Annotated in this window: 16 protein-coding genes and 1 pseudogene; 7 read left to right on the forward strand and 10 right to left on the reverse strand. The window is 48.7% G+C overall.

All coding sequences use genetic code 11. From position 1 onward, the window contains the following. Positions 1–39: 39 nt before the first annotated feature. From M1Q06_RS16025 to M1Q06_RS16045, 5 genes are all read right to left on the reverse strand, one after another. Entirely contained in the window at positions 40–1,692 is a 1,653-nt protein-coding gene (locus M1Q06_RS16025) for a b(o/a)3-type cytochrome-c oxidase subunit 1 (RefSeq protein ID WP_434400689.1), read from the reverse strand. A gap of 1 nt (position 1,693) precedes the next feature. Continuing rightward, complete coding sequence (locus tag M1Q06_RS16030; RefSeq protein ID WP_058382394.1) at positions 1,694–2,161, reverse strand: cytochrome c oxidase subunit II; 468 nt, start codon at positions 2,159–2,161, stop codon at positions 1,694–1,696. 18 nt (positions 2,162–2,179) lie between these two features. Next, on the reverse strand, positions 2,180–2,302 hold the full coding sequence (locus M1Q06_RS16035) for a cytochrome C oxidase subunit II (protein ID WP_121299205.1): 123 nt from the start codon (positions 2,300–2,302) through the stop codon (positions 2,180–2,182). A 415-nt stretch (positions 2,303–2,717) separates the two neighbouring features. Beyond that, the gene (locus M1Q06_RS16040) at positions 2,718–3,041 is read right to left on the reverse strand and encodes a hypothetical protein (RefSeq protein WP_434400691.1); all 324 of its coding nucleotides are present in this window, start codon (positions 3,039–3,041) and stop codon (positions 2,718–2,720) included. Between the two features lie 415 nt (positions 3,042–3,456). After that, positions 3,457–4,152, reverse strand: a complete 696-nt coding sequence (locus M1Q06_RS16045; protein ID WP_434400693.1) for a Crp/Fnr family transcriptional regulator — start codon at positions 4,150–4,152, stop codon at positions 3,457–3,459. Positions 4,153–4,323: 171 nt separating this feature from the next. Here M1Q06_RS16045 and M1Q06_RS16050 point away from each other — a divergent pair, with 171 nt between their 5' ends. Continuing rightward, entirely contained in the window at positions 4,324–4,788 is a 465-nt protein-coding gene (locus M1Q06_RS16050) for a universal stress protein (RefSeq protein WP_121299207.1), read from the forward strand. Between the two features lie 58 nt (positions 4,789–4,846). Here M1Q06_RS16050 and M1Q06_RS16055 read toward each other — a convergent pair whose 3' ends face one another. Continuing rightward, the gene (locus tag M1Q06_RS16055) at positions 4,847–5,896 is read right to left on the reverse strand and encodes a M14 family zinc carboxypeptidase (RefSeq protein ID WP_421958180.1); all 1,050 of its coding nucleotides are present in this window, start codon (positions 5,894–5,896) and stop codon (positions 4,847–4,849) included. A 405-nt stretch (positions 5,897–6,301) separates the two neighbouring features. On the opposite strand from M1Q06_RS16055, the gene M1Q06_RS16060 reads away from it, so the two are divergent. The 6 genes from M1Q06_RS16060 (at position 6,302) to M1Q06_RS16085 (ending at position 9,313) form a co-directional block, all read left to right on the forward strand. Next, positions 6,302–7,621 (forward strand): murein hydrolase activator EnvC family protein, encoded by a 1,320-nt coding sequence (locus M1Q06_RS16060; RefSeq protein WP_121299209.1) that lies wholly within the window; start codon positions 6,302–6,304, stop codon positions 7,619–7,621. Positions 7,622–7,808: 187 nt separating this feature from the next. After that, positions 7,809–8,036, forward strand: a complete 228-nt coding sequence (locus M1Q06_RS16065; RefSeq protein ID WP_434400696.1) for a hypothetical protein — start codon at positions 7,809–7,811, stop codon at positions 8,034–8,036. Positions 8,037–8,075: 39 nt separating this feature from the next. Further along, positions 8,076–8,375 (forward strand): hypothetical protein, encoded by a 300-nt coding sequence (locus M1Q06_RS16070; protein ID WP_434400698.1) that lies wholly within the window; start codon positions 8,076–8,078, stop codon positions 8,373–8,375. A gap of 39 nt (positions 8,376–8,414) precedes the next feature. Next, entirely contained in the window at positions 8,415–8,576 is a 162-nt protein-coding gene (locus M1Q06_RS16075) for a hypothetical protein (protein WP_434400700.1), read from the forward strand. A 155-nt stretch (positions 8,577–8,731) separates the two neighbouring features. Continuing rightward, the gene (locus M1Q06_RS16080; protein WP_434400702.1) at positions 8,732–9,010 is read left to right on the forward strand and encodes a hypothetical protein; all 279 of its coding nucleotides are present in this window, start codon (positions 8,732–8,734) and stop codon (positions 9,008–9,010) included. 33 nt (positions 9,011–9,043) lie between these two features. Further along, positions 9,044–9,313 carry a hypothetical protein gene (locus tag M1Q06_RS16085; RefSeq protein WP_058382385.1) on the forward strand — a complete coding sequence of 90 codons (270 nt, stop codon included), beginning with the start codon at positions 9,044–9,046 and terminating at the stop codon, positions 9,311–9,313. Between the two features lie 51 nt (positions 9,314–9,364). Here the strand turns inward: M1Q06_RS16085 and panB are convergent, their stop codons facing one another. From panB to M1Q06_RS16105, 4 genes and pseudogenes are all read right to left on the reverse strand, one after another. Beyond that, entirely contained in the window at positions 9,365–10,198 is an 834-nt protein-coding gene (panB, locus tag M1Q06_RS16090) for a 3-methyl-2-oxobutanoate hydroxymethyltransferase (RefSeq protein ID WP_434400704.1), read from the reverse strand. Between the two features lie 205 nt (positions 10,199–10,403). Next, on the reverse strand, positions 10,404–10,874 hold the full coding sequence (locus tag M1Q06_RS16095; RefSeq protein ID WP_434400706.1) for a GNAT family N-acetyltransferase: 471 nt from the start codon (positions 10,872–10,874) through the stop codon (positions 10,404–10,406). Continuing rightward, positions 10,871–11,287, reverse strand: a complete 417-nt coding sequence (locus tag M1Q06_RS16100) for an HIT family protein (RefSeq protein ID WP_434402912.1) — start codon at positions 11,285–11,287, stop codon at positions 10,871–10,873. The genes M1Q06_RS16095 and M1Q06_RS16100 overlap by 4 nt, the downstream gene beginning before the upstream one ends. Positions 11,288–11,371: 84 nt before the next feature. Next, positions 11,372–11,896 (reverse strand): annotated as a pseudogene (locus M1Q06_RS16105) (class I SAM-dependent methyltransferase); the annotation flags it as partial. Between the last annotated feature and the right edge of the window lie 2 nt (positions 11,897–11,898).

Genomic DNA, 11,898 nt, shown 5'->3' on the forward strand with positions numbered 1-11,898 from the left:
CATTAATGCGATTACCATCGTGAACATTGTCCTCAACTCCTACCATGTAATAAATCCTTTCGAGCCAGGTGGTGCATGTTGGATCATGTGGGTCAGTGGAATAGCGTATGCAATGATGATCAACGCAGCGGCAATACCGATCCAAATCCACCAGTTCTCAAGCCATTTTGGCGTATTGGACATATCGCTTTCCGCCAGCGGAAATTCCACCATCTGTTCAGGCGTGTCCGCTTTTGGCGAAACGAACATCGTCATGATGACGATATACATCAAGATCATGGCAGACAGGAACAAAATCGTACCGCCGATCGCCATCGTCACATGGTTTGAGATGATGCCCTCAAACCATTCCATGGCCTGTGGATGATCGTTATAGCCGCTGTACGCTGTACGGCGCGGCGCTCCCATCAACCCCAACACGTGCTGCGCGGTCGACATGAGCAGCATGCCGATCGACCAAGTGATGATCTGGACAAAGCCGAGGCGCTGCATGCGCTTCGTGAAACGGCGACCCGTCAAGTACGGGATGAGCCAGAAGGTCAATCCCATAAACGTCATCGCGACAGGCGTCCCGACGGTAATATGGAAATGCCCGACAATCCATAAGGTATTGTGGACGACTTCATTCAATTGGAAACTGGCATTGATGATCCCGCCAGCGCCGCCAGGAATGAAGAACGCCATGGCGATGAAAATCGAAGTGAAACGGACATCTCGCCACGGCAGTTTCTTAAACCAGCCAAAGAGGCCGGTGCCGCCTTTTTTGCGCCCTGAAATTTCAAAGGTCGCAAACATCGAGAATGCTGTCATGAGCGATGGCACGATGACCATGAAGGTCAAGACCACCTGCAGGAACTTCCAGAAATTCGAGATGCCTGGCTCCGTCAATTGATGGTGGAACCCGACCGGAATCGAGAACAGGATGAACAAGACGAACGCAAGCCGTGCCAAGGAATCACTGAATACTTTCACGCCGAGCAGTTTCGGCACGATCGTGTACCAGGCGATGTACGCCGGAAGCAGCCAGAAATACACAAGCGGGTGGCCGAAATACCAGAATAGCGAACGGCTCAATTCCACATTGATCGTATCCGTCCAACCGAACGCCCACGGAATGTATTGGAACAACACGGTCGCAACAACGCCGAGACAGGCGATGATCCATAACACGATGGTCGTGATCGTCATGAAGGCAAACAAGGGACTCAATTGCCCTTTATTGTTGCGGCGCCAGACCATATAATGGCCGACCAATGCAAAACTCGAAATCCACGTGCCGACAATGACCAAAGCCAGGCCGACGTAATAAAAACCGTTCGCTTTCAGCGGGGCATAAAAGGTATAAAGCACGGAAGCTTCCCCGGCGATGATCATCACCGTGGCCATGACCGTTCCGAGAAGGGTCACCCACAGGCCGATCCATGAAAACAAGCGGACTTTCGGGCCGAAGCTGCCAAGGCTTTTGCTCATGCCGGTGATAAAGAAGGCAAAAATGAAAAAGGTCGTATAAATAAGTGCAAGCAAGACGCCGTGCGCAGTAAGGATTTGGTAATAATCAAGCCAAGCCGGGAGCTGAAGTGCGTCGTTTCGGATAAATACCTGCAATACGCCCATGAGCGTGCCGATCAAAAATGCGGTATAAGCGACACCTAAGTGCCATAAAGCGATTTTACGTTCTGATTGGGCAATCATTTCAGTACACCTCAATTTCCGTAGACATCATATGGTGCCCGGTTCCACAGTATTCGTTGCATAGAATCAAATACTTGCCCGGTTCTTCAAATGTGTAGGATTTGGTCGTAATCCGTCCTGGAACGACCATCATATTGACTTTCGTGTTGTCGATCGTAAAGCTGTGCACCACATCCGTGCTGGTGACTTTAAAAATGATTTCTTTGCCGGCCGGCACCCGCAAGTCCGGTGCATTGTAGCCGAAAGCCAGTGCAACGATCGCTACTTGATATGTATCTTCATCCAATTGCGTCACGCCTGGGTTATCGAATGGCGCGGTTTCGTTCACTTTCTCCGGGTCGATGGTGTCCATCCCCCCGGACGGTGTGTGATTTTGCGAAAACGCACTGACGCCGACGACGCTCAAAAAGACGATGAGCGAGACGATGCCAAAACTGAGCCAAATCTTTTCATATTTATGGAAATGCATGATAAATCTCTCCTTTTTTTATCTCGCTACATACATCAAATACACGGCAACCCACATGGCAACGATGACGATGCCGACGAAGAACACACTGACGAGTGTTCCCCTCAAATTCATATCATGGTCCGATTGCTTCTTATCCATTGCTTCCACCTCATCACTTGTTTGCTGTTTCCTTTAGCATAGGACCTAAGTTTCGATTTAGCTGTGACATAAATCACACCTGGCCGTTTTTATTTTTAGCTGTCCATATTTTCGCCAAAAAAAGAAAGCCTGCGGATGGGCAGGCTTTTGGGTAGTTGCTATTTGTTGGAATGAATGGCGGAGATAGCTGGGGTTCGCATGTGACATTGTTTCGCTATTCTCTTGAAGCTTCATCTTGGTAATCGCCGCCATGCTTTGGGTTGGCCTCTCACTGTAAGCCAAGAAGAACACTTGTCTTACTGTGTCGGCTCACCCCTTTACGCTCGGCGGCTGAGAGATTTCATTGAGTCGGATGCGTTTAAGCTGATTTGCTTCAATATGCAATTTCCGGCTAGTGGGGAAATCGCTTCCTGGATTAGGCGTGTTTGAGGATAGCGAGGGTTAGCGAGTGGCATTGTTTCCCTGTTCTATTTTCTTCTTGGTAATATTCGCTGCCTTGCTTTGGGTTGGCCTTTAGCAGTAAGCCAGAAAGAACGCCTGTCTTACTGCGTCGGCTCACCCTAGGCGCCAGCAGCTGAGAGATTTCGTTGTCTGTAGATTGTTTAATCGCATCTGCTTCTATATGCAGTTGCCGGCTAGTGTGGGAATCGCTTCCTGAGATGGTGCGTCTGACAAGCCGTTGATTGAGTAAGTTAAGTTTATGGGTTTGTTTGGTTGATAGAGACATGTGATCCTTCATTCTTCTACCTGTTTGAAGCAAGCTAAAGAATAATATGAATTTCTACATTTCATTTTAAAGGAGCTGAAGAGCTGATCTTCCACTCTAAAGCTAGAGACGGAGTGGAAGGGGGCTGACGCCTGTGGGACCGCGCGGGCTGGCGAGACAATCGTGGCGCGCTCTTCGCGGCACGTTGGCTCAACACCCGCCCCATACACGGACAGCTGAAAGCGCGACGTCCTGTCGCATCAGCTGCATGACTCGCATCCTGCGAGCCCCAAGCAGCTCCCTGCAACGCAGTCGAAAAGCGGAAGCTTTTCCTTTCATTGCTCTTATATATTCAGCTATATAACTCCTTTGCACTACCCTCTTAAGGAGAAAAAGCCAATGTTACCAGAGCACACAAAAAAGCCTGCCGTAACGGCAGGCTTTGCAATCAGTCGATTTTGCAGAGGTAGATCGGGCATTCTTCGCAATTGATGTCGAATTTCAGTTTGGGGATGTTGTATAGAACGATTTTGCCGTCTTTCATGCCGACGGTTCCTTGTTTGCGCAAGTCGCTGAGCATCCGGTTGACCATTTCTCGGCTCATGCCGCAGAAATTCGCCAACTCCTGGTTCGTCAGCACGACATCGATCAATAAGCCGCCTTCTGCTTCTACACCGTAGCTGTTGCCAAGGCGGATCAAAGTCGAATACAAAGCTCCTTTTTTGCCATGAAGCATCAAATCCCGGAAGCGGGTCTGCGTTTTCTGCTGGTCGATACCCATCCATTTCATGAACGCCATCGCAAGCGTAGGGTCTTTTTCAAGCGATTGTTCCAACTCTTCTACGGGAATTTTCAAACAAGCGGTCTTGGTCAGCGCACGGGCGTCCAGCAAATACGTGGCGCCTTCTGCGAACACAGTGATCTCGCCGACCATCTGGCCAGTGCCGCAAATCTTCAATGCCAGTTCACGGCCGTCCGGTGTTACTTTCCCGATCTGCACTTTTCCGGAACGGAGAATATAAAGGCCTTTTACCGCCTCCCCTTCGCGGAAAAGATAATCGCCTTTTTGGTATTCTTTCACTTGATGGCTGATCGTCAATAACTTTTCGAGCTCTGGTGTCAACTTGTCGATTCCTGATTCCAAAGGGTTCTCCCTCCTCTCTCTTGCTCATGCTTTTCTCAAGCGTACCACAGATTTTACGAAATTTGGATGCGTTTTCACAATTCAGTCGCGGCTCGCAGGAAATTTTCTGAAAAAAGCAGGAAGTCCCGGATGATGTATCGAAAGGTAGCAGTATAGAAGGAGGTATGAACAATGACTTTGAAATATTCCCGAATTATGGTGGCAGTGGATGGTTCCAAGGAAGCGGAATGGGCTTTCAAAAAAGCTGCTGCTGCAGCTTCCCGGAACAATGCAGAACTTTACTTGGTGCACGTCATCGATAACCGCTCATTCGGCTCCATTGAAGCGTACGACCGCACGATTGCAGACCGCGCACTGCAAAGCGGTGAAGAATTGCTTGCCCGTTACAAGGAAGAAGCCACTTCACATGGCGCAACGAATGTCCATACGATGATCGAATATGGTTCACCAAAAACGGTCATTCCGAAGAAACTGGCGAATGAGCTGAAAGTGGACGTCATCGTTTGTGGCGCTACCGGCTTGAATGCAGCGGAACGCCTAATCATGGGCAGCGTTTCCGAGCGCATCGTCCGCACAGCCAAATGCGACGTGCTCGTGGTCCGCAGAAACCAAGAAGACATCGACGCAGACGAATAACAAGCTCCACAATAAGAAAAGCCTTTCCCGGCCAAAGCGGGAAAGGCTTTTCTTCGTCTTACTCCGTTTCGCGGGTTTGCTGGAATGCCAGCGTATCCCAGAATGAAGTATCTTGTGTATTAATCGAACCATCCGCAATCGCCCGTACAGTCGATTCCAATGTGGTGATGGTTTGCTTGATCAAATAGCCATTGCTCTTCTGCCCAAGAACATAAGGCTCGTATTCGTGGTCAGACATGCCGCGCATCTCGAATAGCAATGTCGAAATGCCATATTCAACTGCGATGCCGTTGCGGCTGATGGTTTCAGCGTCGCCGCCGCGGTATTTCCCAAGGTGGCCCCACCCTGTGGAATCGACGGCGTTAAATACGACGGCCCCGAGCTTTTTCGATCCTTCCACGACCTCAGGGTCAGCGTTTGGTGTGGTTGGATAAAGGATCGAGCCAGAAACCAATTCGCCATCGCGTTCGCTGCTGGCCCCTTGATGATGCAAGTCGATCATGTAATCGATATCGTATTTGCTCATGACATTATCGTGCAATGCTTTTGTTTCCGGCTGTATTTTATCGATATGGTCGCGGTTCAAGTCCACTCCAACTGCGTTGTAACGCGTCAAATTGCGGTCCCCTGACGCTACGTAATCATCCAGTGAGAAATCGACATCTCCCATGGCGCCGTCCGCATTAAGCATCGGCACGACCAGGATATTGACGTTATCCGTGACGCCTTTCATCTTTCCAGTGCCGAGATGCTTGATGAATTCAAGCGCCCCTTCTGTCGTCAGCTGTTCATTTCCATGTTGCTGAGTCAAGAATAGGATAGTTGGATTTTCCGGGTTGCTCATATATTTCGCTACGTACAAGTCGCGTCCCTTTACGCTTTGCCCGATGACTTCAAGTTCCATGTTTTCTTGTTTGGCTTCCTGCTTTTGCAAAAAGTCAGCCATTTCCGAATAAGTGGTCAAAATGGACGTGTTGATTGTTTCATTACCGCCATATCCAGGCCCGTTGCCGACCGCTTCCACTACCGAAGAGTTCAACGGGACTGCACTTAACGCAAGAGCCCCCGCCAATGATAATGTTAATGCCCCTTTTTTCAATGATTTCATCGATCCATCACTCCTTTTTGTTTGTTGCCGTCCTACCCTTTCCGTTTATCCAGCTTCTTTTCCTGCCCAAATATTGAAAACGATTCCTTCGTAATACGAAACAGGAAGCTTCTGCTGACCCCAGCCCTATCTGAAATAATAGAAAACATGAATTATTCTGCAAAAACATTACTTTATCCTTATAAAAGATTACATTTTCTAGCCTTATATGTCGCTTATGACAGTTTGTCCCGTCATTTGATAAGAAACTGTAATAATAAATAGGTTTATGCGGTGGTACAATGGGTCTGCCGGAATTTTTGACGGCTTTTTTTCATGGCATCAGCCATGCTTTATTACTGCAGAAAAGAATTCTTATATAGAGAAACAATAATAATCAAGGGAACGCGAAAGGAGCACAACAAATTGAACACATGGTCCAAATGGTTCGTAGCAGCATTATCCGCTGTACTGGCACTATCGATTTTCTTGCCGACAGCAAGTGCTGATAAATTGTCCGACCTCGAAAAAGAAAAACAACAGGTCGAGCAAAAGAAAAACAACTTGAATTCGGAAATCCAGTCAAAAAACAACGCTATCGTCGAAAATCAGACGAAACTTGAAAAAATCATGAACAAGATCCAGGAATTGAACGGCGAGATCGAAGAAACTCAAGGCAAGATCGACGGTGTTCAAGCACAAATCGACCAAACGAAAGTGGAAATCGATGAATTGAAAGAATCGATCGAAGAACTCGAACGCAAAATCGCAGAACGCGAAGAACTATTGAAAGAACGGGCGCGCGCTATCCAATTGAGCGGCGGTTCCGTTGATTATATCGATGTCTTGCTTGGAGCGAACAGCTTTGTCGACTTTATCGACCGCGCTTCTGCCGTCAACACATTGATTGAAGCAGACCGTGAAATCATGCGTGAACAGGCAGCGGATAAAAAACTTTTGGCTGAACAAAAAGCAGAAGTTGAAGAAAAGCTCGCAAAACAAGAAAGCCAAAAAGCAGAGCTTGTGGACTTGAAAGATTCATTGGACGCACAAAAGAAAAAACAAGACGATTTGCAGGATGATTTGAAAGCCGAGCAGAAACGCTTGGCCAAAGAAAAATCGAAACTTGAAGAAGAACACGCAAAAACAATGAACATCAGTTCTTCACTTGAGAAAAAAATCGGCAAAGAACAAAAACGCTTAGCGGAAATCGCGCGTAAAGCGGAAGCAGAACGCAAAGCGAAAGAAGCTGCAGCCCGTAAAGCAGCAGCGAAGAAAGCAGCGCAATCCAACGCTTCTTCAGCCACTGTTACACAAGCGGCAGCCCCTAAATCAAGCGCTGGATTCATCCGTCCTGCAGCAGGCCGCCACACTTCAGGGTTCGGCGGGCGTGATATCGGCGCAGGAGCTGAAACACACCTTGGCTATGACATCGCCAACAGCCCAGGAACACCAATCCATGCAGCAGCAAGCGGTTATGTCTCACATGCTGGTTCAATGGGCGGTTACGGCAACGTCATCATCATTACACATGTCATTAACGGACAAAGTTACGCAACTACTTATGCACATTTGAATTCTATCAATGTTTCTGTCGGCCAAGCTGTCTCACAAGGACAGAATATCGGCGGTATGGGCAATACTGGGCGTTCAACTGGCCCACACTTGCACTTTGAAATCCACATCGGCGGATGGAACGGCGCTCGCTCTAACGCAGTCAACCCAGCATCATACATCGGTGGTTAAGAGCTAGCCGATCGAAAAGAAAGGCAGTACCCGAAAATTTCGGGTGCTGCCTTTTTTGCTTTTATCGAATTCTGACGAGGAGTTAAATTCTTCCTTTTTTATGTTAGACTGAGGTAAATAAACAGATTTCTTTCTATATAATAGTCGTTTGCAAAAGATCCATTAGCGTTTAAGGAGGCGTTTCCTTGTGTTGGGGAAAATCAATATCGGGATGGCGATTGTAGCCTTACTTTTATTAGCCCTCCTATTGACCGGAAATGAATTTAAGCCTTTCCCGAATTTCATTTTCGCTTTTTTAGCATTGATGTTCTTATCGCAAAGCATTGAAAGCTTCCGGAAGAAAAAAAGATGGGAAGGCGCGCTCCAAGGGTTTGTTTCGGTGATGTCTCTTTTAGTCGTGGTCACCGGATTTTAAACAATCGAACGCAATAAGCTATGGAAAGGAGACAGTCGGATGAAGACACTTCTCGAACTGATCCGCGTCTTTGCCATATTGGCGATCCTGGGAATGGGCGGCGGGTTGATTTTAGCAGGATTTTATTCGGGCAGTCCTGACACCGAACCGTATCGCTGGCTCGGCGGCGTCGCGGTGCTGGTACTCATTTTTGTGCTGTATCGCAATAAATTGCAGTTTTCGGGATGGTATCAAGGAACAAAGCGCAACAAATTGCGCCGGCCGATTACGATTTTATTGGTCGGCACTTCGGTTTTACTAATAATTTCACCGTATATTTTAGCGACCTTATCAGCTTAATCAGAGGGTTAAAGCAATTTCTAATAACGAGGTGGAGCAATGGATTCGAATCAATCAAGAAAAGAAAAGATACACAATCCATACTTTTCGTTAAGCATCGGCGCTATAGGGATGTTGCTTTTGACTTTTGGCATCTTTCAATTGGTTATCGGCAATGTGGGCACGAATCCTGCCGATTTTTTCTGCCGTGCGTTGGGCTGATCATCTTAATTCATTACATATACTATTTGGAAAAGAAAGTTGGCATCAGCGATAAGTTGATCTGGATCCGGGCGTTGGCGATTATGATGGTCCTGGCGTTGGGGGCATATCTGGCTTATTGAGCGGTTTAATGCCAGTAAATAAGGAGACCTTCCATGAAACAGAAATTGCTGTCCATCTTTTCGTTCCTGTTATTTCTCGCGCTGCTCATCCCCTTTGCTTATTCAAGTAGCCGGTTAGGGATACTGTTATTCGAAGGGCTGTTTGCCCTCGGCTTCTACTCGCCGCTCGTGCTGGCCGTGATCGGATTCGCTGCGGCTTGGTTCGGGGTCAGGACTGTTTACCGAATGCTGCTCACGAGCGGACATGCTTTTCTTTTCGTGCTGTATGCTTTTTTGCTTTTTGTTGTGAAGTACGGCTTTCAGGAACCATGATACATTGACTACAAATAGAATTGGGGGCTTTTCATGATTTTTGTATTGGCTGGGTATATTGCTTTGCTGGTTTTTTCGGTGAAAGCCTTCGCTGGCAAGCAAGCTCATCGGTGGATCCATTCCGGATACATTACGGCTTTCCTGCTGCCTTTTCTGGTGATGGCGGTGTTCCTTCGAATCATCGGCCCCTTTGTCGGCTCCGGAATTGGGGCGAGCGCTGTCGGCATGGCCTTCGCACTCGTGACTTTGATTACCGGCCTTGGCTTTTTGTATATTGGCTATACTTCCAAAAGCACCCATTAAAAAAGATTGCCCTCATCCACCAGGAACATGGTTTTTGAAGGCAATCTCTTTTTATTTGGAACCATACAGCTGCTCGAGTTCTTCTTCTTTCATCGTGAAACGATGCTGTTCTTTCGGGAACGCGCCGCTCTTCACTTCTTCGACGTACTGGGCGAGCCCTTGTTGCATGGTCTCGCCTGCTTCTGCGTAGGACTGGACGAATTTCGGCAAATGGTGCGAGCCGTATTTGACGGTGTCGTGGTAAACCAGTACTTGTCCGTCGGTTTCGCTGCCGGCGCCGATGCCGATAACCGGAATGTTGAGTTCTTTCGTGACTTGTGCGGCTAATTGATGGGGGATGCATTCGAGTACGAGCATGCAGGCTCCTGCCGCTTCGCACGCTTTGGCGTCTTCGATCAATTGCTTGGCGGCGCTGGCGGTTTTGCCTTGCACTTTATAACCGCCGAGCACAGCCGCTGATTGCGGCAACAAACCGAGGTGGGCGACAATTGGAATGCCGGCTCCGACAAGCTTTCGCGTCACTTCAAGTACTTCTCCTGCGCCTTCGAGTTTCAAGGCTTGAGCGCTCGTTTGCTGGAAGATGCGCATGGCGTTTTCCAGCGTGCGGTCCCAGCTGCCGTGGAACGAGCCGAACGGCATATCAACGACTAGGAATGTATCCTGTGCACCTCTTCGTGCCGCCTTTCCGTGATGGACCATATCCTCAACAGTCACCTTGACGGTTGAATCATAGCCGAGTACGACCATGCCGAGCGAATCGCCGACTAGCAGCACATCCACCCCCGCTGCTTCCGCAATTTTAGCGGACGGGTAATCATAGGCCGTCAGCATCGCGATTTTGTTCCCTTGCTGTTTCATCTTCATCAATGAAGCTGTATTTTCCATTGTTCTCTCCTCCCGGGAAGGAAACCTTTGAAAAAAGCCCGCCGCAACAGAGCGGACGGACAGAATTTGATTGCGTCGGTTTCTCCGTCCCTGTCGTTTTTCAGATCAAGGCAGATCTATTGAGTTGTTAAGCTTTTTTACAGGTGCAGTTCCTGATGGATACCACCCTGTTTTTACTATAGCAGATGCTCAAGCCGGCTGAAAGTCACTCATCCTTCAGCATCACTTGAAACGCAGCGTAGTCGTTGTTGAATTCGCCGGCCTTCACGAACCCCGCCGTTTCATACAAATGGATCGCGCGTCCATTGAACTGGGCGACCGTGAGGCGCAGTGCTTGTCCAGGATGATGCTTTTTGATTTCCTTGAGCAGGAAATCAAAAAACGCAGCCCCTCGTCCCGCTCCGGTTTTTTCCGGTTTCATACCGAGCCCGATATCGACGGGGCCATCCGGATAGGCATTCGATGCGTGGCCGGCCGGCACTTGCGCACCCTTACCCGTGCAATAAAAACCGAATAACTCCCCATGCTCCGTCACCACCCGGTAACTGCCGTTTATCAACTCCTGCAAACTTTCGTCCGACGCTTCCCCGTTATAGAAATCGTACGGATACGGATAGCGCCAGCTGAGGATGTCACGCGCGCTTTCTTCTGTCATTGCCTGTTCTTTAAATTTCACCGTTCATCCCTGCCTTGGCCAGGACGCCGGTTCTCCGGTTTTTTCAGCCAATGACGCAAGCCTTTTCCGGCATACGGTTCGTCGTTGAAACGCGGGATGACATGGAGATGGCTATGGCCGATCGATTGATTGGACGCTTCGCCGACGTTCCATCCGAGCGTATAGCCGTCGGGCGCTATCTTCTCGAGAAAAGGTTTCACAAGCCCAAGCAGCTCCTGGGTCTCCTCCCATTCTTGAGGCGTCAGTTCGAACGGCGACGAGCGATGCTGTTTCGGCACAATGACACCCGATCCTTCGAGCACGCCTTGCGCTTTCTCGTGCTGCAAGAACCAGCAATTGGCGGTTTCAAAAACAACGCGCTGCTCCAGGTCGTAAACCGGATGGCAAAACGGGCACTCGGGATGCAATTGAATCACGGCGCCGCAATGAGAATGCGCTTTGAATTCGCATTTTGCGATATTGGACAAGGACGCTTCGAGCTCGTCAAAAACGACATAAGCTTCGTCACCGTCCCAGACGTTTTCGTATTCATTCCGGCAAGCTTGACGGTCTTCCGTTGTCCGAAAAGCGATATCGCCGATCAATAATGTGCCTCCCGGCGCCAGCCTTTTCAGCAATTGCTTGAGGAAACTCCATTTATCCGCGTCTTCCAAGTGATGAAGTGCGTATGTACTGACGATGCAATCAAAAAACAGCCCGTCAAAAGCAGGCGGCAAGCCATCCGCCATGTCCCATTCCACTAGCTGCGCTTCCGGCATTTTCTTCCTGGCACGCTCAATCATTACAGATGAAAAATCAATTCCGAAAATACGATGCCCTTTGTCGTATAAAGCAGACGTCAATGCGCCGGTCCCAAAACCGATATCCAAAATCGACGCCTGTTGTTTCTCATCAACTGCCTCGAAAATCTCTGTCAGTACATTGCTATAACCCGCAAACGGATACGTTCCTTGGCGCTCGCTTTCCCGCACCGTGTCGTCGTATTCCGCTGCCCATTCATTGAATCCTTGTTTTCCTAACATCC

Source organism: Planococcus sp. 11815 (assembly GCF_051096385.1).
Taxonomy (GTDB): Bacteria; Bacillota; Bacilli; order Bacillales_A; family Planococcaceae; genus Planococcus; species Planococcus citreus.